The 24,907-nt window shown below is 63.1% G+C and carries 27 protein-coding genes; 12 read left to right on the top strand and 15 right to left on the bottom strand.

Translation table 11 applies throughout. The annotated features are described in order from the left end of the window. Nucleotides 1-180 precede the first annotated feature (180 nt). The 3 genes from V2B23_RS11065 to purH are packed head-to-tail and all read left to right on the top strand — an operon-like array spanning nt 181 to nt 3,886. On the top strand, nt 181-1,635 hold the full coding sequence (locus V2B23_RS11065; protein WP_430950392.1) for a cell division protein PerM: 1,455 nt from the start codon (nt 181-183) through the stop codon (nt 1,633-1,635). Between the two features lie 57 nt (nt 1,636-1,692). Then, the gene (purN, locus tag V2B23_RS11070; protein WP_430950693.1) at nt 1,693-2,334 is read left to right on the top strand and encodes a phosphoribosylglycinamide formyltransferase; all 642 of its coding nucleotides are present in this window, start codon (nt 1,693-1,695) and stop codon (nt 2,332-2,334) included. Further along, nucleotides 2,327-3,886: a bifunctional phosphoribosylaminoimidazolecarboxamide formyltransferase/IMP cyclohydrolase gene (gene purH / locus V2B23_RS11075; RefSeq protein WP_430950393.1), complete on the top strand. Its 1,560-nt coding sequence runs from the start codon at nt 2,327-2,329 to the stop codon at nt 3,884-3,886. The genes purN and purH overlap by 8 nt, the downstream gene beginning before the upstream one ends. Before the next feature lie 84 nt (nt 3,887-3,970). Here purH and V2B23_RS11080 read toward each other — a convergent pair whose 3' ends face one another. The 3 genes from V2B23_RS11080 to V2B23_RS11090 form a co-directional block, all read right to left on the bottom strand. Next, entirely contained in the window at nt 3,971-4,192 is a 222-nt protein-coding gene (locus V2B23_RS11080) for a hypothetical protein (protein WP_430950394.1), read from the bottom strand. Between the two features lie 496 nt (nt 4,193-4,688). Beyond that, complete coding sequence (locus tag V2B23_RS11085; RefSeq protein WP_430950395.1) at nt 4,689-5,657, bottom strand: alpha/beta hydrolase; 969 nt, start codon at nt 5,655-5,657, stop codon at nt 4,689-4,691. A 27-nt stretch (nt 5,658-5,684) separates the two neighbouring features. Further along, nucleotides 5,685-6,257, bottom strand: a complete 573-nt coding sequence (locus V2B23_RS11090; protein ID WP_430950396.1) for a DUF4126 domain-containing protein — start codon at nt 6,255-6,257, stop codon at nt 5,685-5,687. Nucleotides 6,258-6,330: 73 nt separating this feature from the next. Between V2B23_RS11090 and V2B23_RS11095 the strand changes: the two genes are divergently transcribed. From V2B23_RS11095 to V2B23_RS11105, 3 genes are read left to right on the top strand one after another with little or no spacing between them, the layout of a single operon-like run. Beyond that, on the top strand, nt 6,331-6,735 hold the full coding sequence (locus V2B23_RS11095) for a VOC family protein (protein ID WP_430950397.1): 405 nt from the start codon (nt 6,331-6,333) through the stop codon (nt 6,733-6,735). A gap of 53 nt (nt 6,736-6,788) precedes the next feature. Next, nucleotides 6,789-8,165 carry an ATP-binding protein gene (locus tag V2B23_RS11100; protein ID WP_430950398.1) on the top strand — a complete coding sequence of 459 codons (1,377 nt, stop codon included), beginning with the start codon at nt 6,789-6,791 and terminating at the stop codon, nt 8,163-8,165. 10 nt (nt 8,166-8,175) lie between these two features. Next, nucleotides 8,176-10,113 carry a vWA domain-containing protein gene (locus V2B23_RS11105; RefSeq protein ID WP_430950399.1) on the top strand — a complete coding sequence of 646 codons (1,938 nt, stop codon included), beginning with the start codon at nt 8,176-8,178 and terminating at the stop codon, nt 10,111-10,113. Nucleotides 10,114-10,124: 11 nt separating this feature from the next. Here V2B23_RS11105 and V2B23_RS11110 read toward each other — a convergent pair whose 3' ends face one another. Further along, nucleotides 10,125-11,150: an agmatine deiminase family protein gene (locus tag V2B23_RS11110; protein ID WP_430950400.1), complete on the bottom strand. Its 1,026-nt coding sequence runs from the start codon at nt 11,148-11,150 to the stop codon at nt 10,125-10,127. Continuing rightward, a complete protein-coding gene (locus V2B23_RS11115) occupies nt 11,150-12,094 on the bottom strand; it encodes a nitrilase-related carbon-nitrogen hydrolase (protein ID WP_430950401.1) in 945 nt (314 codons plus the stop codon). Before V2B23_RS11115 ends, V2B23_RS11110 begins: the two co-directional genes overlap by 1 nt. Nucleotides 12,095-12,242: 148 nt before the next feature. Here V2B23_RS11115 and V2B23_RS11120 point away from each other — a divergent pair, with 148 nt between their 5' ends. Continuing rightward, nucleotides 12,243-12,854 (top strand): TetR/AcrR family transcriptional regulator C-terminal domain-containing protein, encoded by a 612-nt coding sequence (locus V2B23_RS11120; protein WP_430950402.1) that lies wholly within the window; start codon nt 12,243-12,245, stop codon nt 12,852-12,854. Here V2B23_RS11120 and V2B23_RS11125 read toward each other — a convergent pair. From V2B23_RS11125 to V2B23_RS11135, 3 genes are read right to left on the bottom strand one after another with little or no spacing between them, the layout of a single operon-like run. After that, nucleotides 12,841-14,367, bottom strand: coding sequence for an APC family permease (locus V2B23_RS11125; protein ID WP_430950403.1), 1,527 nt, complete (start codon nt 14,365-14,367; stop codon nt 12,841-12,843). The genes V2B23_RS11120 and V2B23_RS11125 overlap by 14 nt on opposite strands. Next, nucleotides 14,364-15,263: a universal stress protein gene (locus V2B23_RS11130; protein WP_430950404.1), complete on the bottom strand. Its 900-nt coding sequence runs from the start codon at nt 15,261-15,263 to the stop codon at nt 14,364-14,366. The genes V2B23_RS11125 and V2B23_RS11130 overlap by 4 nt, the downstream gene beginning before the upstream one ends. Nucleotides 15,264-15,280: 17 nt before the next feature. After that, a complete protein-coding gene (locus V2B23_RS11135; RefSeq protein WP_430950405.1) occupies nt 15,281-16,711 on the bottom strand; it encodes a gamma-aminobutyraldehyde dehydrogenase in 1,431 nt (476 codons plus the stop codon). Between the two features lie 200 nt (nt 16,712-16,911). Here V2B23_RS11135 and V2B23_RS11140 point away from each other — a divergent pair, with 200 nt between their 5' ends. Continuing rightward, a complete protein-coding gene (locus tag V2B23_RS11140; RefSeq protein WP_430950406.1) occupies nt 16,912-18,429 on the top strand; it encodes a PucR family transcriptional regulator in 1,518 nt (505 codons plus the stop codon). Nucleotides 18,430-18,462: 33 nt separating this feature from the next. On the opposite strand, the gene V2B23_RS11145 is transcribed toward V2B23_RS11140, so the two are convergent. The 7 genes from V2B23_RS11145 to rpmB all read right to left on the bottom strand — a co-directional run bounded on the left by V2B23_RS11145 (nt 18,463) and on the right by rpmB (nt 22,493). Next, nucleotides 18,463-19,824 carry a flavin monoamine oxidase family protein gene (locus tag V2B23_RS11145; RefSeq protein WP_430950407.1) on the bottom strand — a complete coding sequence of 454 codons (1,362 nt, stop codon included), beginning with the start codon at nt 19,822-19,824 and terminating at the stop codon, nt 18,463-18,465. Nucleotides 19,825-19,983: 159 nt separating this feature from the next. Beyond that, nucleotides 19,984-20,448, bottom strand: coding sequence for a hypothetical protein (locus V2B23_RS11150; RefSeq protein WP_430950408.1), 465 nt, complete (start codon nt 20,446-20,448; stop codon nt 19,984-19,986). Nucleotides 20,449-20,467: 19 nt separating this feature from the next. Further along, complete coding sequence (locus V2B23_RS11155) at nt 20,468-21,403, bottom strand: AEC family transporter (protein WP_045069227.1); 936 nt, start codon at nt 21,401-21,403, stop codon at nt 20,468-20,470. A gap of 109 nt (nt 21,404-21,512) precedes the next feature. After that, on the bottom strand, nt 21,513-21,770 hold the full coding sequence (rpsR, locus tag V2B23_RS11160; RefSeq protein ID WP_003946414.1) for a 30S ribosomal protein S18: 258 nt from the start codon (nt 21,768-21,770) through the stop codon (nt 21,513-21,515). 9 nt (nt 21,771-21,779) lie between these two features. Continuing rightward, nucleotides 21,780-22,085 (bottom strand): 30S ribosomal protein S14, encoded by a 306-nt coding sequence (gene rpsN / locus V2B23_RS11165; protein ID WP_430950409.1) that lies wholly within the window; start codon nt 22,083-22,085, stop codon nt 21,780-21,782. Between the two features lie 2 nt (nt 22,086-22,087). Next, nucleotides 22,088-22,252, bottom strand: coding sequence for a 50S ribosomal protein L33 (gene rpmG, locus V2B23_RS11170; RefSeq protein WP_003946358.1), 165 nt, complete (start codon nt 22,250-22,252; stop codon nt 22,088-22,090). A gap of 4 nt (nt 22,253-22,256) precedes the next feature. Further along, nucleotides 22,257-22,493 carry a 50S ribosomal protein L28 gene (gene rpmB / locus V2B23_RS11175; RefSeq protein WP_430950410.1) on the bottom strand — a complete coding sequence of 79 codons (237 nt, stop codon included), beginning with the start codon at nt 22,491-22,493 and terminating at the stop codon, nt 22,257-22,259. Nucleotides 22,494-22,598: 105 nt separating this feature from the next. Between rpmB and mrf the strand changes: the two genes are divergently transcribed. Genes mrf through V2B23_RS11195 form a run of 4 tightly spaced genes read left to right on the top strand, consistent with a single transcriptional unit; the run spans nt 22,599 to nt 24,906 of the window. Continuing rightward, nucleotides 22,599-23,852, top strand: a complete 1,254-nt coding sequence (gene mrf, locus V2B23_RS11180) for a ribosome hibernation factor-recruiting GTPase MRF (RefSeq protein ID WP_430950411.1) — start codon at nt 22,599-22,601, stop codon at nt 23,850-23,852. After that, complete coding sequence (locus V2B23_RS11185; protein ID WP_430950412.1) at nt 23,849-24,103, top strand: type B 50S ribosomal protein L31; 255 nt, start codon at nt 23,849-23,851, stop codon at nt 24,101-24,103. The genes mrf and V2B23_RS11185 overlap by 4 nt, the downstream gene beginning before the upstream one ends. Beyond that, nucleotides 24,103-24,276 carry a 50S ribosomal protein L32 gene (gene rpmF / locus V2B23_RS11190; RefSeq protein ID WP_430950413.1) on the top strand — a complete coding sequence of 58 codons (174 nt, stop codon included), beginning with the start codon at nt 24,103-24,105 and terminating at the stop codon, nt 24,274-24,276. The genes V2B23_RS11185 and rpmF overlap by 1 nt, the downstream gene beginning before the upstream one ends. A gap of 18 nt (nt 24,277-24,294) precedes the next feature. Beyond that, a complete protein-coding gene (locus V2B23_RS11195) occupies nt 24,295-24,906 on the top strand; it encodes a trimeric intracellular cation channel family protein (protein ID WP_033234231.1) in 612 nt (203 codons plus the stop codon). Nucleotide 24,907: the final 1 nt, after the last annotated feature.

The raw sequence follows: 24,907 nt of genomic DNA on the forward strand, positions 1-24,907 counted from the left end.
CGGATTCGTCCCGGGCGGCGCGCCTGAGTGCGCGCCGCGATGTCGGGTGAAATCCTCGAGGGGATGAATTCTTTGACTGATCGAACACGACCACGCCCTTCTGCCGGTCAGCAAACACGAGGCCGTACGTCGCTACGCACACCCACGCCGGAAGCAGACCAGACCAGAACACTCCTCACCGTGGCCTTGCGGTCATCGGGCATGGCGATCCTGTTGATCTCGGCCGTCGTAGTCGTGACACTGGTATCGGCGAGCAGTGATCTGACCGGGACATTCGGCGCGATCGCAACGACGTGGCTGGCTATTCATCAAGTTCCTGTTGTTATCGACGACGTTCAACTGGGTGTGCTGCCGTTGCTCCCGACCGCACTCATGATGTGGGTGGTGGCGCGGCGATGTGCGTCGGCGGCAACACTCGCCGATACGCGGGTAGCAGCAGCGCGACTGGTGGGCGCAGCCGTGGCGGGGCCTCTCACCGTGACCGCGATCTGCTTGGTTGTTGTTGCCGACGCGTCCGCCGCAATCCCACTGTCGAGTCCCAATGCGTTGAGCGCGTTCGCTTGGGTTGCCGGAATTCACCTGGTGGCCGCGACGGTCGGCGTTGTTGTCGCGCACTGGCAGATCATCGAACCTGAGCTTCCGCGGTGGGCATCGGCTGCGGTTCGCCCCGGTGCCTGGACAACAACGGCGCTGCTGGCAGCGGGATCTATTGCCGTTCTGTGTGCGCTGCTCGTCTCCTGGTCCACCGTCGGCGATCTCCTTTCCCGCGGCGGTGGCTTTGTCGGCGTACTGGGTTTGACCGTGCTGTCGCTGCTTTACCTGCCCAACCTTGTTGTCGGCGCGGTTGCCGTCATGACCGGCGCAAGTGCCGACATCGGTGAGGTGTCGACGAGTGTGTTCGGCAACATCGGCGGCGACCTTCCACCGCTTCCGGTTCTCGGAGCCGTGCCGGCTGGAGCGGGCGGAGGGTTCTGGCCTGTCCTCCTTGCTGTTCCTGTCGCGATCGGGATCTATCTGGGCCGAGACTGCGCACGCCGCGTCGGTGGGCAGGACGGAATTCTCACGGCAGTTGCCGCCGCATTCATGAGTGGAACAGTGATCGCGCTCCTCGCTCTCGCCAGTGGCGGGGAGCTGGGGTACTTCGGTGCCGTCGAGGTGACCTGGTGGGCTGTCGGGTTGCTGACCTTCGGCTGGTTGGCGCTGTTCGGATCGATCAGTGCACTGATCGCGACGTGGTTGCAGCATCGGGCACAGGTCGTCCCCCCACCGGCACCCACGGTGACGGCGCCACCGGCCCAGCAGGCTGAAGCTGCGGAGTCGGTGGAAACAGCTGAGTCGGTGGAAACAGCTGAGTCCGAAGACTGTGACACGAGCCCGGATTCGACGGATGAGTCCGTTGATGAAGTGGGTTCGGCGCCAGAGTCGGAGACTATGGAGGCCGACGAGCCTGCGGAGACCGAGGAGACCGAGGAGACCGAGGAGCCTGCGGAGCCTGCGGAGACCGAGGCGCCGGAACTCGCGGCTCGAGAAAGCAAGGCTGAAGAGGTCGAGGTCGACGCTGTAACCGTCGTCGAGGATTCTGCCGAAGAGTCTGCGACCGACCTGCCCTCACCGGTGAAAGACCCCAGCGACTAAGCTGTCGTCTGGCCGATTGTCCGGCCACACCATCTTCTAGATCTCAGGAGTAGAGCGCTGACTGCCTCGGCCCACAACCTGCAGCAGGCGACGCCCACTCGCGTCGTGGTTCTCGCCTCCGGAGCAGGAACCCTCCTGAAGTCGCTCGTCGAAGCGTCGTACACCGAGAACTATCCCGCGAAGATCGTTGCTGTCGGTGTCGATCGCGACTGCGCTGCCACCGAACATGCCGGAGCTGCGGGAATTCCTGCGTTCAAGGTGTCGATCAAGGATTTTGCCGACCGCGCCGCCTGGGACATGGCACTGACCTCCGCTGTTGCGCAGCACCAGCCGGATCTGGTGGTGAGCGCAGGCTTCATGAAGATCCTCGGACCCAGTTTCCTGGCGAAATTCGGTGGACGGATCATCAACACCCACCCCGCGTTGCTGCCTGCCTTCCCCGGCGCGCACGCGGTTCCCGACGCGATGGCGTACGGCGTCAAGGTCACCGGATCGACGGTGCATCTGGTCGACGACGGCGTGGACACCGGGCCGATTTTGGCCCAAGAACCTGTGGCAGTGCTTCCGGGCGACACCGAGTCGTCGTTGCACGAGCGCATCAAAGTTGTAGAGCGGCGGTTGTTGGCGGACGTTATCGCCGCTGTCGCTACACACGGAGTAGTTTCCGATGGACGAAAGGCCGTGATCCCCAGTGAGTGAACGCAAGGCTGTGCGCCGCGCTCTTGTCAGTGTTTACGACAAGAGCGGTCTGATCGAGCTGGCAACGGGTCTGCACGAGGCCGGTGTCGAGTTGGTGTCGACCGGCTCGACCGCGTCGAAGATCGCCGACGCGGGCATCCCCGTGACCCCGGTCGAGGCTCTGACCGGATTCCCCGAATGCCTCGAAGGTCGAGTGAAGACGCTGCACCCGCGCGTCCACGCCGGCGTCCTGGCCGACACCCGCAAGCCGGATCACCTCGCTCAGCTCGAGGAACTCGGCATCGCGACTTTCGAACTCGTTGTAGTCAACCTGTACCCGTTCACGGCGACAGTTGCTTCCGGCGCGACGCCGGATGAGTGCGTCGAGCAGATCGACATCGGCGGTCCGTCGATGGTGCGCGCGGCTGCGAAGAACCATCCGTCGGTTGCCGTTGTGGTCGACCCGGCCCGTTACGCCGACGTCTTGACGGCTGTTGCCGGTGGCGGATTCACGTTGCGTGAGCGCACTGTCCTTGCCGCGCAGGCGTTTCAGCACACCGCGTCGTACGACGTGGCTGTCGCGAGTTGGATGACCAGCACCATTGCGGCAGACGAAGACGGCTCGCAGTTCCCGGCCTGGGTCGGCGCAACGTGGAACCGCAGCGCTGTTCTGCGTTACGGCGAGAACCCGCATCAGGATGCTGCTCTGTACGAAAACCCGGCGGCTCCCGCAGGTTTGGCTCAGGCCGAGCAGTTGCACGGCAAGGAGATGTCGTACAACAACTACACGGACTCCGACGCCGCCTGGCGCGCAGCCTACGACTTCGCTGACCCGGCAGTCGCAATCATCAAGCACGCCAACCCTTGTGGCATCGCCGTCGGCGCTGATATCGCCGACGCCCACCGCAAGGCGCATGCTTGCGACCCGGTCAGTGCTTTCGGTGGCGTCATCGCGGCGAACCGTGAGGTCACCGTCGAACTGGCCGAGCAGATCGCCGACATCTTCACCGAGGTTGTCATCGCGCCGTCCTATGCCGACGGAGCGGTCGAGGTTCTGCAGCGCAAGAAGAACATTCGTGTTCTGAAGGCGGCCGCACCGACTGCTACCGGCATCGAGCTTCGCCCCATCTCCGGTGGCACCTTGCTGCAGCAGCGTGACGTCCTCGACGCCGATGGTGACAACCCGGCCAACTGGACCCTTGCCAACGGTGAAGCGGCCGATGCGGAAACGCTCAAGGATCTGGAATTTGCTTGGCGTGCAAGCCGTTCCGTGAAGTCCAATGCAATCCTGCTGGCTAAGGGCGGCGCCTCGGTTGGCGTCGGCATGGGCCAGGTCAACCGTGTGGATGCTGCGCATCTTGCGGTCCAGCGCGCCGGCGATCGTGTTGTCGGTTCGGTGGCCGCGTCCGACGCGTTCTTCCCGTTCCCCGACGGACTCCAGGTTCTCTTGAACGCGGGCGTCAAGGCTGTTGTTCAGCCCGGCGGCTCCGTTCGTGACAACGAGGTGATCGAGGCAGCCAAGGAAGCCGGCGTCACTCTCTACCTGACAGGTGCGCGCCACTTCGCGCACTGATCAACTTCGTGTGAAGCGGGCCTCGACGTGAATGTCGGGGCCCGTTTTCTTTTGTCTCTTGCTTCTCGAGGTTGGTGTATCGGGTCAGGCAGCGTGGGTCTGTGTTCCCTGGAGTTCACGCGGAGTTCCGGTGATCACGACGCGGGAAGCGCCGCGGGCGCGGATCTCGCTGATCAAATCGCCAAGAGTCGCTTCGTGGGCCGCGTCGGAGTGCGAGAGGTCCAGTGTGACGGCGTAACCGCTCAGGTCGGAGGGCAGATTGGCATACGGGGGCGCGGTGGACAGTTGGTTGACTCGAAGTTTCATGTTGTTCTCCTGCATGTGAAAGGTAAAAGAAAAGGCACCCGAGGCGTTTGCCCTGGGTGCCCGAAAACGGATCCGATCAATCGGTGGATCATTCTCGGGGAACACCGCGCTTATGGCTCATGCGCTTGTGATTCATCGCCTTGCCGGCCATACGAGTTGCCGACGTGTCGGCCGAAAAAATCTGTACGGGGGCGGTGCAACTGCGCCACGAAAGCGCGGATGCAAAGTCCGGGTGAAGCGTCATCTGATCCGTGCCTTTCTCGTTCGGCGTAGCTGGTTAATGGATGACCGTACAGGACGCTGCCAGGGTTTGCACCAATAAAAACCAACACGAACGTAAACTTCGTGTGACTATTGTCCCGGCGATTGACGTCCCGCAACTGCTTTTCGTGCAGGTCCGGTGGTGAAAACGAAAGTCCCCTCGCGATGATTCGCAAGGGGAACTTTCATGTCGAAAACAAGGCCGTTCGGTCTGTATGCAGCCCGGGGTGGCGGCTCAGCGGAGTGATCGAACCCAGGCAGCAAACGGTTCGGCAAACTCCCGCGAGTACGGCAAGGGCGCGACGTAATCGGGGCCCGTCGAGTGCTCGTCACCGAGATCCTTGAGCACAAAACTCGCGTTCTTCATCCGTACCGACGTGAGCGCGGTGTGAGCGAGAGCCTCGTCGAGTGCCGCGACCTCGGCCGGAACGATCTGGATGTCCTTGGCCGAGCAACTGGTGAGGACCGGCATTCCGGCTGGGAGTGACGCCACCAGTGCAACCGGGTCCAGTGCATCTTCCTCGGCGAGAGCCTTGGCATTTGCGTACACCAGTCCGGCATTGCGGAGAGGTTCGGGAAGATCGTCGGGAACGGTACCGTCACTGCGCAACGATTCGACCGCACCGGCTAGCGCCACTCGAAGCTCGTCAGCCAATTCGACCGGCAACTGCCCGGCCCCGACAACCGCGTCGAGTTGCCCGTGAATCTGGTTGGTCAGAAGGTCGAGGAGCCTGATGCTCAGCGGTTCGACCAGAGCGAGTGCGTGGACGCGGGAACCGTCGTGACCGGTTGCCACAGCAAGAGCAACCACCGCGCCGTCGCTGTGACCGATGATGATCAGTCGCTCGGCGTCGACGCCGGGTTGCGCTGCCAGGTAGTCGAGACCGGCAGAGGCCGCGTCGACGTACGTGTTGAAACCGAGATCTGCGATGTCGTCGACCTCGTACGGTCCCAATCCGGTTTCGCCGCTGCCGATCTTGTCGTAGCGCAGACTCGAAATGCCCTGTTCTTCAAGGAGATCCGCGATGAATCGAAGCGTCCCGATATCGCCTTCGAGGAGTGCGCTGTCGCCGTTGCGATCCGTGGGACCGCTACCCGCGAGGATGAGCGCGGCAGGTGCTTGTTCGTCTGGAGTGGTGGCGAGGCGCAGGCTCCCGAAGAGGGTGACGTCGCCGGATTGAAACGTGATCTCGGTGTCGGACATGACGACCTGTCTACCAGGTTCGGATGCTCAGGCTGTGCGCGCACCGCGGAGGCGGCGCAGGCCCCGCCAACTGAACCACAGGAGCGCGGCAAGCAGCGGAATGATCAGGAGCGGAAGGATCATCGCAATCAGCGACGTGAAGAACGTCAGTACGTCCTCGACGATCGAGAGCACAGGGTTGGCGAGCCCACCCGTAGTTGCGGTACTGACCGCTCGCGCGCCCGTCTGCGCGGAGCTGAAGGTCAGTGCAGTAGGCGCCCCGACGATGATGGCAGCTATCCCAGCCACCGCAGGATCAAGATGGCTGAACGCGGCCCAGGCCGCGATCACCCCGGCGATGGGGCCGGTGACATTGCCGACCACGGACAGCGCGTTGTCGACAAAGGGAATGAGGTCGGCACCCAATTCGACGACAGCGGCGATCGCCAGCGCCACCAGGGCGCCAGTCGATCCGATCCACTGCATCGACTCACCGACGGTGATCCCGAACAGCTCGAAATGGACAGCAGCGCTCAGCATCAGCAGCGGCAGGAACGTTCGCATCCCCGACGCGGCGGCAAGGCCGAGACCGAGCATGGCGGGCAAGACCCAGGTATCCATGGGTGGAGTTTAGGTCTGGATTTCATCGCGCACGGGTATAAAGGCACACACCAGACCATCGAAAGGAACTTTCATGCCAACCATGTTCTTCCTCAACCTGCCCGTCAAGGACCTGGGCAAGGCCACCGCCTTCTACGAGGGGCTCGGCTATTCCAAGAACCCACAGTTCTCCGACGACAACGCGTCGTCGATCGTCATCAGCGACGAAATTGTCGTGATGCTGCTGGCAGAGCCATTTTTCAAGACCTTCACGTCGAAGGAAATTGCCGACACGTCTACGTCGACGGAAGCGCTGTTGGGTCTGTCGGCGGAGACTCGCGAGGCGGTGGACACCATCGTCGACAAGGCTCTCGCGACCGGTGGCAGCGCTGGAAATGCCACTCAGGACCACGGATTCATGTATTCGCGGAGCTTCCAGGATCCCGACGGCCATATCTGGGAAATCATCTGGATGGACCAGTCTCAGGTGCAGGGCTGACCTCGAATCTTTCTCGGCGCGCGGCGCAATCGCGCAAATGCTCGTAACTTGGTGTGGTGACTGTCGCCAAGACCCTCGGTGAGCTACGCGCCGCCGGACACGTGCAACGGAGTGTCAAAGAAGAAATTCGGGAGAACCTTCTCGCCGCGTTGCGGGACGGCCGCGATCCCTGGCCCGGGATAGTCGGGTTCGAGGACACTGTCGCTCCGCAACTCGAGCGGGCCCTGATCGCCGGCCACGACGTCGTTCTACTCGGCGAACGTGGGCAGGGCAAGACGAGAGTGCTTCGTACGCTCGGCTTGCTGCTCGACGAGTGGACGCCCGTCATCGAAGGATCAGAGCTGGGGGAGCATCCGTACGAGCCGATCACGCCGGCCTCGATTCGCCGAGCCAAGGAGCTGGGCGACGACCTGCCGGTGGCGTGGCGTCACCGCAGCGAGCGGTACTCCGAGAAACTCGCGACTCCTGATACCTCGGTCGCGGACCTGATCGGTGACGTCGATCCGGTCAAGGTGGCGGAGGGCCGCAGCCTCGGTGACCCCGAGACCATTCATTTCGGCCTCGTTCCCCGAGCGCACCGCGGAATTGTGGCGATCAACGAACTTCCCGACCTCGCCGAGCGTATCCAGGTGTCGCTTCTCAACGTGATGGAGGAGCGGGACATTCAGGTACGCGGATACACGTTGCGGCTCCCGCTCGACGTTCTGTTGGTGGCGAGCGCCAACCCCGAGGACTACACCAACCGCGGGCGCATCATCACCCCGCTCAAAGACCGTTTCGGTGCCGAGATCCGTACCCACTATCCGGTCGAGTTGATGGACGAAATTGCTGTGATCGAGCAGGAAGCGCATCTCGCGGCGGAGGTTCCCGACTACCTGCTCGAGATCCTTGCCCGCTTCACCCGGCTGCTCCGTGAATCCACTTCGGTCGACCAGCGTTCGGGGGTGTCGGCACGGTTTGCCGTGGCCGGTGCCGAGACCGTCAGTGCCGCAGCGGTACGACGCGCCGCGATCCTCGGTGAGGCGGATCCTGTTGCGAGACCGGTGGATCTGGACTCGGTTGTGGAAGTTCTGCGCGGCAAGGTGGAGTTCGAATCCGGCGAAGAGGGCCGCGAACTGGAAGTGCTCGAACACCTGTTGCGTCGAGCGACGGCAGACACCGTTCGTGTGCGCCTGGGAGGAATCGACCTGGGAATGTTGGTTGCCGCCGTGGAGATGGGCAATACCGTCGTCACGGGTGAATCCGTCACGGCCAAGGCACTTCTCGAAGAACTGCCCGAGATCGAGGTTCTGGACGAGATCGCCGAACGCCTTGGTGCCCAATCCGACGGTGAGCGTGCCGCGGGTGCCGAGTTGGCGCTCGAAGGGCTCTACCTCGCGCGCCGGATCTCCAAAGATCAAGGCCCGGGCGGTCGCTCGGTGTACTCGTAAGGAGCGGGCGATGATTCACAATCCGCGCTACGGGCCGTACGACGGCGGCCCCGATCCGCTGGCACCGCCGGTGGACCTGCGGGATGCGTTAGCGGCGATCGGTGACGACGTGCTGTCCGGGACGTCGCCTCGCCATGCGCTGCGCGAGCTTCTGCGGCGTGGCAACCGGGACATGCGTGGGCTCGACGACCTTGCCGCCCAGGCCAATCGGCGTCGACGCGAACTGTTGCGCCGCAACAACCTCGGCGGAACTCTCGACGAGGCCCGGAAACTGCTGGACAAGGCCGTGCTCGAAGAGCGCAAGGAGTTGGCGCGCGCTCTCGACGACGATGCCAGGTTCAACGAAATGCGCATCGAGGAGTTGCCGCCGTCGACGGCTCAGGCGGTGCAGGAACTCGCCGATTACAACTGGCGCAGCGAGCAGGCGAGAGCCGACTACGAGAAGATTCGTGACCTTCTCGGACGCGAGGTTCTCGATCAGCGTTTTTCGGGAATGAAGCAGGCGCTCGAGGGTGCTACCGACGAGGATCGTGAGCAGATTCGCCAGATGCTGGCCGATCTGAATCAACTGCTCGACGCTCATGCACGTGGGGTTGACACTCCGGAGCAATTCGCGGAGTTCATGGACAAGTACGGAGACTATTTTCCCGACAACCCCCGCAATGTCGAGGAACTGCTCGATTCCCTCGCGCAACGCGCCGCTGCCGCGCAGCGCCTACGGAACTCGTTGTCGCAAGAGCAGCGTGACGAATTGGATGCTTTGGCGCAGCAGGCTTTCGGTGATCCGAGCCTGATCGACGAACTCGGTAAGCTGGATCAGTATCTGCAGGCCGCCCGGCCAGCGGAAGACTGGGAAGGCTCGCAGCAGTTCCGCGGGGACAACGGAATGGGCTTGGGCGAGGGAACTGGCGCACTCTCTGATATCGCGGAGCTGGAATCCTTGGCCGATCAACTCTCGCAACAGTATGCGGGGGCGCAACTCGACGACATCGACCCCGAACTGCTCGCGAGGCAACTCGGTGACGAAGCCGCAGCTGACGCGCGCACACTTGCCGACCTCGAAAAGGCCTTGCAGGAACAGGGTTTCTTCGATCGGGCGCCCGACGGCCAATGGCGCTTGTCGCCCAAGGCGATGCGCCAACTCGGCCAGACGGCACTGCGCGACGTTGCCGGTCAGTTGTCCTCGAGGAACGGTCAACGAGATACGCGTCGGGCCGGCTCGATGGGCGAACCCACTGGGGCGAGCAGAGAATGGGAGTTCGGTGACACCGAACCGTGGGACGTGACCCGAACGATCACCAACGCGGTCCTGCGTGATCCCGGTCGAATGCCGGTGCGGCTGAGCGTCGTCGATGTCGAAGTGGCCGAAACCGAACAGCGTAGTCAGGCTGCCGTCGCGTTGTTGGTGGACACGTCGTTCTCCATGGTGATGGAGGATCGCTGGGTGCCGATGAAACGCACAGCGCTGGCACTCAATCATCTGGTGAGCACCAGATTCCGCAGTGACGAACTACAACTCATCGCCTTCGGACGACACGCGCATGTGTTGAACCCGTCGGAGTTGGCGGGATTGGACGGCGCGTGGGACCAGGGAACCAACCTGCACCACGCACTGTTGTTGGCAGCCAGGCACCTTCGACGCCATTCCAACGCGCAGCCGGTGGTTCTGATCGTCACCGACGGTGAGCCGACGGCTCATCTCGAAGCGGACGGAGAAGCACGGTTCGACTACCCGCCGAGTGCGCGAACCTTAGGGCTTACGGTTCGCGCACTCGACGCGGTGGCCAGGCTGGGCGCCAAGGTGACGTTCTTCCGGCTCGGTGACGATCCTGGTCTGGCCAGGGTGGTCGACCGGATGGCGCACCGGGTGGGCGGACGCGTCATAGCTCCTGATGTCGACGGTCTCGGCGCAGCCGTGGTGAGCGACTACATGCGGGGCCGTCACTAGTTTTGTTGTGGCTAGTTCTGTTCCGCGGGTTGATGCTGGGTGATGCAGTGGATTCCGCCGCCGCGTTCGAACAGTGGCCTAGCGTCGACGGTGACGACGGTGCGTCCTGGGTAGGCGGCTGCAAGAATCTCGACCGCTTCCGCGTCGGCGGGATCGTCGAAACTGCAGGCGATCACTCCGCGGTTGACCACGAGGTGGTTGATGTAGCTGTAGTCGACGAATCCCTCGTCGTCGCGCAGGATCTCGGGAGCGGGAACACGGATGACCTTCCATGGCCGCCCGCCGACATCGGTCGAGCGTTCGAACAACGCGATGATCGTCTTGCTGACCGCGTAGTCCGGATGCATCGGGTTGCGTTGGTCGTGGACGAGTACCACTCCGGGAGAAGAGATGGCCGCGACGATGTCGACGTGTCCGCGCGTTCCGTAGGTCTCCTGATCGCGAGTCAACCCGCGCGGCAGCCAGATCACGTGCTTGGCGCCGATGGTGCGGGCGAGTTCTGCCTCGACGTCCGCCTTTGTCAGGTCGGGGTTTCGTCCCGGATCGAGTTGGACGGTTTCGGTGACCAGCACGGTGCCGAGACCGTCGACCGCAATGCCGCCGCCCTCGTTGACGATTGGTGAGTCGATCAATTGGGCACCGGATTGTTCGACGACAAATGCGCCGATCTTCGAGTCCTTGTCCCACTGCGCCCACTCCTGTGCGCCCCAGCCGTTGAACACCCAGTCGACTCCGCCGAGGCGGCCCTCGTCGGACAAGACGAACGTCGGCCCGATGTCGCGCATCCAGGCGTCGTTGAGAGGTGCCTCGACGATATCGATCTTGTCCGACAGATACTTTCGTGCGACTTCGACCTCTGCTGGATCCACGACGACCGTGACCGGCTCGAATTCCGCAACGGCGTGGGCGACAGCAGCCCATGTCGAGCGTGCTTCGTGCTGCTGCTGCGCGGTGTCCCCGAGGGAGTATCCGGCGCTGGGGTACGCCATCCAGGTACGTTCGTGCGGTTCACTTTCCGCGGGCATACGCCACGTCATCAGTTAACTCCAGCAGTGACTACGGGCGCGGTCAGTGTCGAGTACGTGTCGGGTCGGCGCGTTGCCAGGAACGGGAACAATGCTAGCCAGTCTTCGCGTTGCTGCAGGTCGAGATCGGCTACCAGCACGGCTGATTCGTCGCGGGGAGCCTGAACGAGGATGCGTCCGTACGGGTCCGAGATGAAGGAAGAACCGTAGAAGGTGATGAGGCCTTCACTGCCGTGTCGGTTGGGGACCACCATGAAGGTGCCGTTGGCGATACCGTTTCCGACGATCACCTGCTGCCACAGCGGCTGAGTGTCGAAGTTCGGGTGATCCGGCTCCGAGCCGATCGCAGTGGGGTACACCAGGACCTGGGCACCGGCGAGGGAGTATGCACGCGCGACCTCCGGGAACCATTCGTCCCAGCACGTCGGGAGCCCGAACTTGGCGCCGAGTGCCTCGTGAACGGGGTACGCGTCCTGCGCCGGACCGCCTCGGAAGTACGTGTCCTCGTAGTATCCAGCTGTCACCGGAATGTGGAGTTTGCGGGTTCTGGCGAGAAGCTCACCCGCGGGCGAGACGAGGATGGCTGTGTTGAATCCCAGACCGTCCTCGGCCTCGCTGCGCTCGTACAGCGACGCATGAACGAGGACCTGGTTCTTGGCGGCGGCCTCGGCTGCGAAAGCGAGTGTGGGTCCGGTGAGGAGGTCTTCCGCTTCGCGTCCGGGATTGTCGCCGGCGGGGGTGGAGGCGGGGTAGCGGCTGAGCGTCAACTCCGGAAGAAAGGCCACGGAAGCGCCCAGGTTCGCTGCGGCCGCGATGCCTTCGCTCAGTTCGGTGTGGAGGTCGCTCTGGTCCTCGTGCCAGCGATGCTGGACGAGGCCCACGCGCAGCGGGACGGATGTGGACTGCGCTGTCGCGGCCAGAGACTCGGGTGGAGTGAGGGCGGTGATCGTCAGCATGGGGTTTCCTCAGTGCTCGGGTGTTCGACGTTCAGCGTAAAACGAATGTGATTCGTTAAGTATGGTGGGTGAGCGCTGATTGATCAAGGACTTTCGAGGAATTGTTTTTTACGGCGCCCCGAACGGGTGGATCACCACAGGAGGACATATGCCGCGGCCATCGCAACGACTGCTCTCACCCGAGATCATCACCGAGGCGGCAATCGAATCGGTGGACGAAACCGGCGACTTCACCATGCCGGGACTCGCGGGAAGACTGAAGGTGCGGCCGTCTTCGCTGTACAACCACGTGTCCGGGCGGGCCGAGATCGTCGAACTGATGAGAGCTCAATTGATGGCGGGCATCGACCTCCGATCGGTTGACGGTTCGTGGACCGACACAGTCGCGGCCTTGGCGTCCGAATACCGGCGCAGCTATGCCGAGCATCCTCGGTTGATCCCGCTCTTCACTGCGCAGACGGTGAAAGCCGGTGTTGCCTTCGGCCTGTACAACGCACTGGCGCAGGCATTCTCGGACGGTGGGTTCGATCCGTCGGCGACGCTCCACGCAATCACGACGGTAGACAGTTTTGTTCTCGGTTCGGCGCTCGATCTGGCAGCACCGGAGGTCCAATGGGCCACCGGACCGGAAGTGAACGACGCCATGAAGGCGGCATTGGCAACGTCCGGGAAAAATCCCGAACGTGCCGATGCCGCCTTCGAATTCGGTTTGCGCGTGCTGATGGCGGGGTTGGTTGCTCAATCTCCTAGAGGGCGCTGAGATCGCTTTCGTCGCGCAACGCGACCGTGTCGCGGTTGAGGGTCTTGCCCTCGAAGAACTCCGGGTTGCGCACGCGCATCACCATCATCAGTACGGCGCCGAGGATCAGGATTCCGAAGCCCAGGAAGAACACCAGGCCGATTCCGCCGATCGAAGCGCCACTCGCGTTCTCCGGATCCATGCTCTCCTGGATCGAGATGACGAACACCGCGAGCAGCATCAGGCCACCCAGTAGTGGGAACGCCAGGCGGAAGACGAAGTTGCGCACGCTGTCGAACACCGTTCGGCGGAAGTACCAGACACACGCAAACGCCGTGATGCCGTAGTACCAGCAGATCATGATGCCCAGCGCCGCGATCGTGTCGAGGAGAGCGCTTTCGGAGAGGAATGTGACAACGGTGTAGAACACCGCCGTCACAACGCCGGCAACCACGGTCGCGTAGGACGGCACCAGGAACCGCGGGGATACCTCGGCAAGCTTCTTGGGGAAGGCTCCGTAGGCGCCCATCGCGAGCATGGTTCGTGCGGCCGGGAGGAACGTGGTCTGGAGGCTGGCGGCCGAGGATACGAACACGGCAAGGAAGAGGAGCATTCCGCCCCAGTCGCCCAGCACTGGATCTGCCAGTGCGCCGAATACATTCTCCGAATTCTCGGGATTGCCGAGTCCGAGGCCTTCCTCGCCGACGCCGGCGTACATCATCGCGGCAACGGCAACCAGCAGGTAGGTCAGGAGAATGGTTGCAACACACAGTAGTCCGGCGCGGCCCGGGGTCTTCTTGGGGTTCTTCGACTCCTCGCCCAGCGTCAGGCATGTGTCCCAGCCCCAGAAGGCAAAGATCGATCCGGTAAGTCCGATGACAAACGCGCCGATGGCGAGCCCGCTGAACGGGTTGAACCAACTCAGGTCGAACGACAGCCCGGCCGGAGCGTCGCCGGCACCGACGTGAACCAGCGCGACGACGGCAAAGACGACGAGCAGCACCATCTGGAATCCGACGAGGGCGAACTGCACGCGCTCGCTGGTGGTGATCCCTCGACTCGCTATCCAGGTGGCCAGGGCGATGAACACCAGCGTGGTGCCGACGTTGACAAGTTTGTTACCCGGCAGATCCGCGATCGACGGATTGTCGACCACCCGCGCGATGAACAGATAGAAGAAGTCGACGGCAATGGCGGCGAGGTTCGAGAGCACGATGATGGTGGCGATCACCATGCCCCAACCGCACATCCAGCCGACGTACGGTCCGAATGCCTTGGTGGACCATGTGAATGACGCCCCGCAGTCCGGAGTATCGGAGTTCAATTCGCGATACGCGTACGCGGTGAGGAACATCGGAATGAAGCCGGCGATGAAGATGGCGGGCATCTTGAGGCCGACGGCGGCGACGATCAATCCGATACTAGCGGTCAGGGTGTAACCCGGTGCCACGGAAGAGATTCCGAGAACTGCGCCGGAGATCATCCCGATCTTGCCGGTGGCGAGTCCTTTGGAACTCAGTTCGGTGCTGGTCATGACAGTGCCTCCGGCTGGGTGAATTCGTGCTTGGGCACTACGACCATGGGAACGGGTAACACGCGCAGCATCTTGGCGGCGGTGGAGCCCAGGAAAAGTTTGCGCGGCTGCGCGAGGCGACTGGAACCGACCATCACGAGATCGCCGTCCTGCCAGTCCAGTTGACGCACTGCCGATTCCACAGTGGAACCGTCGGCGATGATGACCTCGATGGGAACATCCTCGGGGAGGGCCGCCCGTGCGACGTCGAGAGTGTCCTGAGCGTGACTTCGCGCGCGCTCTCTCGCCGACTCGGCGGTGTCACGGTGATCGCGGAGATCGTTTTGTGGGTCCAACGCCACCAGCGAGACCAGGCGCAGCGGAACGTGCATTTGTTCGCTGGTGCGCACAGCCGTGTTCAAGACGATATCGGCGCCGACACGGGTGCCGAGTGCACAGGTGACCTCTCGGATCGCCGACGCCGACGAGTGCCGGGTTCCGCGCGGCGCCAGTGCCACCGGGACATGGGCCGAGTGCAGCAGTTCGGTCGAGACCGAACCTATCGAGTGGCGGCCGAGCAGACCGTCACCGGACGCACCCACCACAATCGCCAGCGCACCAAGTCGATCCACTTCGTCGAGCAGTCCCTGAGCGAACGACTCGTGGAAACTCAGGTGTACTTCTACCGGGATATCCTCAGGCACCGACGCTTTCGCCTCGGCAAGCCACTCATGCGCGCGGGCCGCGAGGATGTCGTCGTAGCCGGGTTCCGAGGGAATCTTGGCCGGGAGGGTTCGGTCCGGAGGGAGGACCATGCAGATGTCGAGTTGCGCGCCGAGACTGCGCGCGAGCTGCGTACCGAGGACCAGCCCGTCTTTACCGCTGGGTGTGGCGAGGTATCCGACGATAAGGCGCACAGCAGGAGGGACAGCGACTAGTCGTGCGAACTCATGACGTGCTTGAGCCGGGTGTAGTCCTCGACTCCGTAGGCCGAGAGATCCTTGCCGTAGCCGGAGTACTTGAATCCGCCGTGCGGCATCTCGGCGACGAGCGGGATGTGGCAGTTGATCCACACCGCTCCGAAGTCGAGTGCCGCGGAGAGCCGTTGTGTGACACCATGATCCTTGGTCCAGATGCTCGAGGCGAGGCCGAACCGAACGTCGTTGGCGAGGGTGATCGCCTCTTTCTCGTCGGCGAAGCTCTGGACCGTGAGGATGGGACCGAAGGTTTCTTCCTGCACGATGTCGTCGGATTGCGCGACACCGGTGATGATCGTCGGCTCGAAGAAGAATCCGGTTTCGCCCGAGCGCTTTCCACCGGTCACGATCGTGGCCGACGCCGGCAGGTTCGCGATCTTGTCGCTCACGGCGTTGAAGTGGTTGATGTTGTTGAGCGGGCCGTAGAAGGCATCAGGATCGGAAGGCGCGCCGGGGCGCAGCTTTTCGGCGTTACGCACCAGAGCGTCGACGAGCTGATCGTGAATGGATTCGTGGACGATCACGCGGGTGGCTGCGGTGCAGTCCTGGCCGCCGTTGAAGAACGCTGCCTCGGCGATGCCGGTTGCGGTCTTCTCGATGTCGACGTCGTCGAACACGATGGCCGGTGCCTTGCCGCCCAGCTCGAGGTGGGCGCGCTTGAGTTGCTGCGCCGCGGATACGGCGACCGCGATGCCTGCCCGTACCGAACCCGTGATGGAGACAAGGCCGAGGGCCGGATTCTCCACCAACGTCGCGCCGGTACCGCCGTTGCCGAGCACGACGTTGAACACGCCGTCCGGCAGGATTCCCTTGGACAGTTTGGCCAAGACCAGCGTGCTGCCCGGGGTGGTGTCGCTCGGCTTGAGGACGATTGTGTTGCCGGCCGCGAGTGCTGGGCCGATCTTCCACAGCGCCATCATGAACGGGTAGTTCCACGGCGTGACCTGACCGACCACGCCGATGGGCTCACGACGGACGTAGGAGGTGAATCCCTCCATGTACTCGCCGGCCGCCTTACCTTCGAGGAGGCGGGCAGCCCCGGCGAAGAATCGCATCTGATCGGCTCCGACCTTGACCTCTTCGTCGGCGATCATCTGGTGGGCCTGGCCGGTATTTGCGCTCTCGGCGGCGACGATCTCGTCGCTGTGCGCTTCGATCGCGTCTGCCAGTTTGAGGAGTGCCGCCTGACGAACGCTCGGCGTTGTCTTGCCCCACGTCTCGAATGCGCGCTGCGCCGCGTCGACGGCGGCGTCGACATCGGCTTTGGTGGAGATCGGCGCCCGCCCGACGATGCTTTCATCCACCGGGCTGATCAGGTCGAGCGTTTCCGTCGCGGACGAGGCGACAAATTCACCGTTGATGTAGTTCTCGAGTACGACGATCGACATCGGTACCGGTTCCTCTCGCGGTCGAACGAGTTCGCAGCCCCAGACGAACGGCACCACGAACCCGCACTGTGTGGGGCTGTGTCACTAACCCGCACTGTGTGGGGCTGTGTGAGCAAGTGTGCGCTGCCTCACAGATTTCGACAGCTGCCAAAAAGTCGAAATCTTTTGGGATCGACGCGCCGAGTTGTACAGTCCAGCGCATGACGATCCCCGTGCGGTGGATGTTGGCGCAGGAAGACCTTGCTTTGGAACTCAAAGGTGGGGCAGAAGGAGTCGGTCGTGAAATCACGTTTGCGCACGCCACGGAGCTGCTCGACCCGTTCCGTTGGCTGACCGGAGGTGAATTCATCCTCACGACGGGCATCAGATTGCCGTCGACTGCGCAGAAGCGTGGGCGGTATCTCCGTATGCTCGACGCGGCCGGTGTGGCCGCGGTCGGATTCGGCACCGGGCTCTCGTACGCCGAGGTGCCGGCCGACCTGGTTACCGTCGCTGACGAAATCGGCCTGCCGTTGATCGAGGTGCCGCTGCCGACTCCCTTTGCCGCAGTGGTGAAACGAGTGATGAGCCGGCTGGCCGAACAAGAATACGAAGCGGTTCTGCGAGCATCGCGGGCACAGCCGAAGATGACGCGCGCCGTTATCGCCGGTGGAACCGCCTCGACGGTTCGTGAACTCGCCATCGCGACGTCGGCGACCGTCCTGTTGCTCGACGTGGCCGGTCGGATGCTCGAGAGTTACCCCGAACTGCCGGCCGACGACGTGATCGAGGAACTGCGGGGGACTCTGGGCGGCGGCGCGTCCAGCAGCGTCACCCTCGCGAGTTCGGGGGCGTCCATCGCGGTGCAACGGATATCCGTCGGCCGAACACTTCACGGATACCTGGCGGTGATCAGCCCGTCGTCACTGAGCTACGTCGACCAGATCCTGCTCGGTCACGCGAACTCGTTGCTGGCGTTGGACTTCGAGAAGCCGGCTAGGTTGCAGGCAACGCAGAATCAATTGAACTCGCACGCGCTCGGCTTGCTGCTGACCGAGGATCGCGATCCTGCGCCGGCGTGGCAACAGATTCGGGCGGCAGCGGACGGAGACGGCATGATCCGGGGCCTGACGGTTCTGGCCGACACACCCGACATTGCGTCGCGCGTCGCGGAAGAGATCGCGTCGTTCATGAACAAGGCGGGCCGGCAGCTCTTCTCGCGTATCCATGACGCCCGCGTCACGGTTGTTCTGCGTGGAAGCGACGACGTCGACTTCGTTCGAGCGCTGCTGCGAGATGTGTCGACCAATGATCGCCGTTCGCTGCGCGTGGGACTGAGTGGCAAACGTGAGGTTCTGGCACTCGCGGCCACGGTCGAGCAATCACAGCTCTGCGCGTCGGCGGCGGAAACCGGTGGGGAGCCTTTGGAATTCGCAGCTCTCACGGGGAGCGTGCTAGTCGCGTTCAGTTCAACCCGAGAAGTGCTGAACACGCTGGCGGAAACAATGATCACCCCGCTCGATCGCTACGACCGGGACAACGGCACCGAACTGCTGGCGTCGTTGCGGGCTTTCCTCGAGGCCAACGGGCATTGGGAAGCAGCGGCAATTGCCATGGGCGTTCATCGTCATACGCTGCGCAGCCGAATTGCGAAGGTGGAGACGTTGATCGACTGCAATCTGGACGTGGCACGGGTGCGAGCGGAGTTGCTGCTCGCGATCATTGCCCGGCAGTCGTGACCGCCGAAACGAGCGGTCACGACTGCGGTCGGGTTATCCCTTGACTCGGGAAACGATGTCGGCCGCCGTCCGTTGGCCCATCCGCACTGCGCCGTCCACGTGCTGATAGCCTTCGGCCGCAATATCGGAGCAGGAGAAGTGAATCGGGCCGACCGGCGTCCGTGAATCGGCGCCGTACCGGTGCAGGCCACCGAGATCGAAGCTGGCGGCGTACGCGCCTCGGGTCCATTCCTCCGAACCCCAGTCGGATTCGTAGTACACGACCGGCTTTTCTGCCTTCGGACCGAGGTAGCGGGCGATCGACGCGAGAATCGTGGCCTTACGCTCTTCGGTGGAAAGCTCGAACATCGCGTCCGCCTTTTCGTCGGAGACAAATGCGACCAGGGTGCCACGAGTGTCCTCGTGGTTGGTGTTGTCGTACACCTCCTGAACGACCTCGGACGCGCCGAACCCGGTGCCGGACAAGCCGTCTTCACGCCAGAACGGCGTTTCGTACACGGCGTGCACCTTGATGACCAGACCAAGGGACTGGTGCTGGTGCATCTGGTGCTGGCGGCGCGGCAGCGGGGGATCGTAGGAGATCCGAGAGTAGAGATTAGGCGGGACAGCCAGGATGACCTTTTTTGCCTCGACGCGAACATCGCCGTCCGCCAACACAACTGCACCGTCTTCGGTCCACTGCACGGTACGCACGGGAGCGTTGAGGAACACATCGTCGCCCAGGGCGGCGGCCATGCGGATCGATACCTGCTGCATTCCGCCGACCACACGCTTGTCGAGAATGAAGTCCTCGTCCACCAGGTTCGAGAACGAACCGGCGGAGGCGGCCATGAGAACGGCCTGCAGTGCGGAGAACGCATGGGCGGGCTTGGTGAGCATGCCACCGGCGATGAAAAGTCCGATGTTGTCGCGAGCTTCGGCGTCGTCGGACTGATTGATCAGCCACTGCTTGAACGAGACGGTGTCGAGGTCACGGGCGAGTGGATGAGCCCACGGCGCCTCGGCGCCGATTTGTGCGGCGAGATCGTCCATCTCGTCGATGAGGCGGTCCATCTCTTTTTTCGTGGTGTCGTTCGTGGGGAAGGAGTCGCCGGTGTAGCGGGTGCGTTCGCCTGCGGTGGAGATGTAGACGGATTCGCCCTCGCGGTAGCGGTCGAACGTCGTGAGGCCGAGTTCGTCCAGAAGCCCGATCAGTGCGGTCTGGTCGGGGGATACCCACTGGCCGCCGATTTCCAGGACCGCGCCGTCGACGGTGTCGGTCCAGGTGCGGCCACCGACGCGGTCGCGTGCCTCGAGAACAGCGACGGACAAGCCGGCTTTGCGCAGCGCGGTTGCGGCTGCCAGGCCGGAGGGGCCGGCGCCGACGATTGCGACATCTCTCTGAAGACTAGGCACTTGCGAGCTCCTTCGTAGTTGAGCACCGCTCGAGTCGAATAGAAGCCGACGCGTGAACAGTGAACGGGTGACTGCTCACAGTCTGTCTTGACGAGACCCACGCCACACCTGACAAAATGGAGTGTTAACCGGCAGAAGGTGTGACGAAAAGGCGTGCGACTACCCGTTGACCACAACACGGTCGCCGAGCGGTCTACTCAAATGCACATCGAGGGAACCGAACACCGCCACGAGTACACACATCCTGTCCGCAGCTTCGGGTAGAGCCCCGGTGTGGAGCGTGATGACCACCGCGTCATCCGTCTCGTCGAGAGTTGTGTACGCGCCGTAACATTCCGGCGTTCCGGTCACGAAATGAACAGCAACCGTGTTCTCGTCCACTTCCGACCACGACTCGAACATGGTCTCCCCGGCGCCGACGATGTCCGGCCGATCCTCGAACATCGTGCCGATATCGGTGTCGTCGACCTCCGTGGGGACTGGCGATTCCCGTGCCCAATCTGCGGGAACAGCACCCTGCGCCGCAAGCACTTTCGGAGTCCCGACGCCGGCATTGGTACTGGTGCCGAGGGCACATCCCGCCAATGCCAGGGTGGCCAGAACGGCGAGGGTGATTACGCGCATGCATCCACCGTAACCCTGGTCATGCGAGTAGTGCCGTGACCAGCGCGATTGCCGGAATTGATGCCAAAGTGGTGACAAATGCGCTGTCGCGGGCCAACACCATTCCGCGACGGTAACGGCTCGCGTAGATGAAAACGTTCTGGGCCGTCGGCAAGGTGGACACGACCACGATCGCAAACAATTGATGACCGTCGATGCCGAGCAGGTAATGAGCCATCAGATAGGCGAGCACCGGTTGGACCACGATCTTGAGCGTCGACGCCAACGCCACGTCGCGGCGCGGACTCGAGCCTTTCTCGAGCACTCGCACGCCGTACAGGGACAGGCCGAACGCAAGCAAAGCGCCGGGCACCGAGGTTGCCCCGATCAATTCGAACGGCTGCATCAGCGGTCTGGGTGGGACCCAGCCGATCAACGCGACGATCAGGCCCGCTGCGCCTGCGAGCACGATCGGGTTCTTGAAAGGAGCGGTGACGGTGTCGATCAGTGACAGCTTTTCGGCTTCCCCCCGCAATGCCGTGAGATCGAGGATCGTCAAGGCGATGGGGGAGTACACGACAATCTGGAACAGCAGAAGTGGCGCTACGAACGTTGCGTCGCCGAGGACGAAAACTGCGATCGGGATGCCGAGGTTCGCCGAGTTCACGTACGACGCGGACAGTGCGCCGATTGTCAGTTCGGGAAGCGGTCGACCCAGCCAGAGTTTTGCGATCACCACGTACAAGGCGCCGACGGCAAAGGCTGTGGCCGACGCGACCGCCAACGTAGGCGAGAAGATCACCGACAGATCGGACGACGCGAGGGTCGTGAACAGCAGTGCCGGCGTCGCAACAAAAAAGACGAGGCGGCCGAGAACGAACTGGCCCTGACTTCCCAATGTGCCGAGGCGGCCGAGAAGAAAGCCGACCGCGATGACAACAAAAATGACGGTGAAACCCGCAATAACTCCCGACACGCTGCGGGCACCTCTCAGCTGGACCGAATAACTTCAGGAATCTTAGTCCGGGCAACAAGAAGGCCGCGCAGTCGAGTGACTGCGCGGCCTTTTGTACTTCTATGTATGGCTACCGTGCTGCGGTGAAGGGGAGCAACGCCATTTCGCGTGCGTTCTTCACTGCAACGGCGACCTGGCGCTGCTGCTGCGGGGTCAGGCCCGTGACGCGACGGCTACGGATCTTGCCGCGGTCCGAGATGAACGTGCGAAGCAAGTTGATGTCCTTGTAATCGACATGCGTGATCTTCGCTGCGAACAACGGGTTCTTCTTGGGCTTACGTCCCTCTACGGGGCGTGGCTTCTTCGACGGTGAACGCTTGACTGCCATCCGACTTCCTTACCAGCTCGACTTGTGTACGCCAGGCAGTTCCCCACGGTGCGCCATTTCTCGCACGCGAATCCGGGATAGCCCGAACTTCCGCAGGTGGCCGCGCGGACGTCCATCCGCAGCGTCTCGATTGCGCAATCGTACCGGACTCGCGTCGCGTGGTAGACGTTGCAGGGTCGCTTGGGCCTGTGCGCGCTCCTCGGGGGAGCTTTTCGGGGAGCGAATCGTCTCCTTCAGGGCGGATCGCTGCTCGCAATACCGCTCGACGATGACCCGTCGCTGGTTGTTCTTGGCGATCTTCGACTTCTTGGCCACGGCTATTTCTCTTCTCGGAAATCGACGTGCTTGCGCAGCACCGGGTCGTACTTCTTCAGCACGAGTCGATCGGGGTCGTTGCGACGGTTCTTGCGGGTCACGTACGTGTAGCCGGTGCCGGCGGTGGACTTCAGTTTCACGATCGGACGGATCTCGTTGCGGGCCATCAGCTCAGATCTTCTCGCCGCGTGCGCGGATCCGGGCGACGACGGACTCGATGCCGTCGCGGTCGATCGTCTTGATGCCCTTCGTGGACAGCGTGAGGGTGATGCGACGCCCTTCGCTCGGCAATGCGTACGTCTTGCGCTGGATGTTCGGATTCCAGCGGCGATTCGAACGCTTGTGGGAGTGCGAGACGGATTTTCCGAATCCCGGCACACGTCCGGTCACTTGGCAGCGAGCCGACATGGGTGTTCCTTTCGAGTTGCAGATGACAATCGTTTTCGACAATGAGGTGAGATCAATGTAGCGTTCAGTCTCGGTAATGACAATCATTCCCAGAAAGGGCGCGCTGTGAACACGATCCTGGACGGCAGGACTCCGCTGGTCCTGGTTGCCGGCACGAGCGAAACCACCGCACCGACCGCACGCGCACTACTGCGGGCCGGCACGGTGCTGGTGCATCACGACCTGAGTCACGTCCGCGAGGGAGTAGTGCGACGGACAATCACAACAGTGGCCGGGACGACAGTGGCCGGCAGTACGGTCTCGGAACGGGAGACCATCCTCGAACTCGCGCACGGCTGTGTGTCCTGCACGCTCAGTCAGGATTTGCTACCGCTGCTGCGTCGACTACACGCACGCAGTTCGGTTGCGCGCATCATCGTGCTGCTGGACCCGCAACTCGAACCCGAAGCACTGTGCTGGGCGATCGAGCACGTCGTCGTGGCCGGAGTCGTCGGCCAACTGGACGGTCCGGCCGAGCGAGATGTCCGCGTCGACGCCGTTGTGACGTGCATCGATGCCGAAAGCTGGCTTTCCGATGCCCTCAGCGACGAAGCCCTCGACGACGATCGAACACTGGCGCAGGTTGTCGTCGGTCAGGTCGAGTTCGCCGACGCACTTGTCGTGCAGGGAATGGCAGATCTCGACAGTTGGCAACACACGCGTCTGCGGGCTGTCCTGGCGCGGCTTGCGCCCCGGGCGCCCGTCGTCGATGCCGGCGGCGACATCGAGAAGGTGCTCCTCGCAGTGCCCGAGGATTCCAGACGCGGCGAACTTTCCGACGCCCACTCGCCGTTGCTGCGTTTTCAGCCACCGCTCGAGGAAGACAGCGGCGTGATGCTCATCGAGTTCACCGCCAACCGCCCGTTTCACCCCGGACGTCTGCACGACGCAATTGATGTCCTGCTCGACGGCGTCGTGTGCTCGCGCGGACGAGTGTGGGTGGCGACGCAACCCGGGGAAGCGCTCTGGCTGGAATCCGCAGGCGGCGGCCTCCGGGTTGCAAGTGCAGACACATGGTTGGCGGCCATGACCGCAGAGGAACTGGAGGGCGTGCCGGTCGAGCGACGCGCACTGGCCGCGCTGAGATGGGACGACCGTTTCGGCGACCGCGACACCTCGATGGTGGTGCTGGTGTGCGATGCCAACCCCCTCGAGATCGACCGAACGCTACAACACGCTTTGGTCACCGACGAGGAACTGGCCGACGAAAAATCGTGGACTACCTGGGACGACCCGTTCGGCGAGTTCCACGAGGACCCATGCGACGAATCCCAATCGCCCTACGCAGAAACCGAATCGACCCGAGAGGCAAACGAATGAAAAAGCAACTGCACCCCGACTATCACCCCGTTGTGTTCCAGGACACCAGCACCGGCAAGAGCTTCCTCACCCGTTCCACCGTGACGAGTGACCGAACTGCCCAGTGGGAAGACGGCAACACCTACCCACTGCTGGTTGTCGACGTCACGAGCGACTCGCACCCGTTCTGGACCGGAGCGCAACGTGTCATGGATACCGCCGGCCGCGTCGAGAAGTTCGAGCGTCGCTACGGAAAGCACACGGCACGCTGATGGCCGTTCCCAAGCGGAAGATGTCCCGCTCCAACACACGCAGTCGACGGGCTCAGTGGAAAGCGACACCGCCCGATCTGGTCGAGGTCACAGCCTTCGGTCGGACTCACAAGGTTCCCCGCCGGTTGGTCAAAGCAGTTCGACTCGGGGTGATCGACCCTCATCGCCTCTGACCGTGCGATCCTTGGCCGGTGCTGCTGTCGATCCTCGAACTGGTGGGCATCGTGGCGTTCGCCGCTTCCGGTGCTCTGGTGGGCGTCACCAAGCGTCTCGACATTTTCGGGGTGTGCTCGGTGGGCGTGTTCACCGGCATCGGCGGCGGCATCGTCCGCGACGTACTACTCGGCGTCCACCCACCCAGTTCGCTGAGTAGTTGGCCGTACTTCGGAACGGCCGCGCTCACGTCGCTAGCGGTGTTCTACCTGCATGAGCCGCTCAACCGACTGCGCCGCGAAATTCTGGCGCTCGACGCGTTGGGCATGGGCCTGTTTGCCAGCACCGGAACCGTCATCGCCCTCGAGAACAACGCCAGCGGACTGGCTGCCACGCTGATCGGTGCCACCGCGGCAATCGGCGGCGGCGTGATCCGCGACGTCCTCGTCAACGAGGTGCCCTTGCTGCTCCACAAGGACCTCTATGCCGTCCCGGCGCTCCTCGGCGCTGCGTTGGTGGTCACAGTCTCGGCGTGGGGGTTGTCGACGAACGGGGCCCTCGTGGTCGGCACCGCGTTTGCCGCCGTCTTCAGATTGCTTGCGCTGTGGCGTCATTGGAGCCTGCCAGGACCACGCCGAACCGAAGACTGAC

Origin of the sequence: Rhodococcus sp. 24CO (assembly GCF_050586165.1) — a bacterium.
In the GTDB taxonomy this organism is placed as follows: domain Bacteria; phylum Actinomycetota; class Actinomycetes; order Mycobacteriales; family Mycobacteriaceae; genus Rhodococcus_F.

What these genes read in the sequence shown, in the direction of transcription:
- V2B23_RS11125 (WP_430950403.1), bottom strand. Translation starts at nt 14,367, where the DNA reads ATGACCAGCACCGAACTGAGTTCCAAAGGACTCGCCACCGGCAAGATC.
- V2B23_RS11090 (WP_430950396.1), bottom strand. Translation starts at nt 6,257, where the DNA reads ATGGATACCTGGGTCTTGCCCGCCATGCTCGGTCTCGGCCTTGCCGCC.
- V2B23_RS11185 (WP_430950412.1), top strand. Translation starts at nt 23,849, where the DNA reads ATGAAAAAGCAACTGCACCCCGACTATCACCCCGTTGTGTTCCAGGAC.
- V2B23_RS11140 (WP_430950406.1), top strand. Translation starts at nt 16,912, where the DNA reads ATGACGATCCCCGTGCGGTGGATGTTGGCGCAGGAAGACCTTGCTTTG.
- V2B23_RS11085 (WP_430950395.1), bottom strand. Translation starts at nt 5,657, where the DNA reads ATGTCCGACACCGAGATCACGTTTCAATCCGGCGACGTCACCCTCTTC.
- V2B23_RS11080 (WP_430950394.1), bottom strand. Translation starts at nt 4,192, where the DNA reads ATGAAACTTCGAGTCAACCAACTGTCCACCGCGCCCCCGTATGCCAAT.
- V2B23_RS11120 (WP_430950402.1), top strand. Translation starts at nt 12,243, where the DNA reads ATGCCGCGGCCATCGCAACGACTGCTCTCACCCGAGATCATCACCGAG.
- V2B23_RS11135 (WP_430950405.1), bottom strand. Translation starts at nt 16,711, where the DNA reads ATGTCGATCGTCGTACTCGAGAACTACATCAACGGTGAATTTGTCGCC.
- rpsR (WP_003946414.1), bottom strand. Translation starts at nt 21,770, where the DNA reads ATGGCAGTCAAGCGTTCACCGTCGAAGAAGCCACGCCCCGTAGAGGGA.
- V2B23_RS11095 (WP_430950397.1), top strand. Translation starts at nt 6,331, where the DNA reads ATGCCAACCATGTTCTTCCTCAACCTGCCCGTCAAGGACCTGGGCAAG.
- rpmG (WP_003946358.1), bottom strand. Translation starts at nt 22,252, where the DNA reads ATGGCCCGCAACGAGATCCGTCCGATCGTGAAACTGAAGTCCACCGCC.
- rpmF (WP_430950413.1), top strand. Translation starts at nt 24,103, where the DNA reads ATGGCCGTTCCCAAGCGGAAGATGTCCCGCTCCAACACACGCAGTCGA.
- V2B23_RS11150 (WP_430950408.1), bottom strand. Translation starts at nt 20,448, where the DNA reads ATGCGCGTAATCACCCTCGCCGTTCTGGCCACCCTGGCATTGGCGGGA.
- V2B23_RS11105 (WP_430950399.1), top strand. Translation starts at nt 8,176, where the DNA reads ATGATTCACAATCCGCGCTACGGGCCGTACGACGGCGGCCCCGATCCG.
- rpmB (WP_430950410.1), bottom strand. Translation starts at nt 22,493, where the DNA reads ATGTCGGCTCGCTGCCAAGTGACCGGACGTGTGCCGGGATTCGGAAAA.
- V2B23_RS11115 (WP_430950401.1), bottom strand. Translation starts at nt 12,094, where the DNA reads ATGCTGACGATCACCGCCCTCACTCCACCCGAGTCTCTGGCCGCGACA.
- V2B23_RS11110 (WP_430950400.1), bottom strand. Translation starts at nt 11,150, where the DNA reads ATGACGTGGCGTATGCCCGCGGAAAGTGAACCGCACGAACGTACCTGG.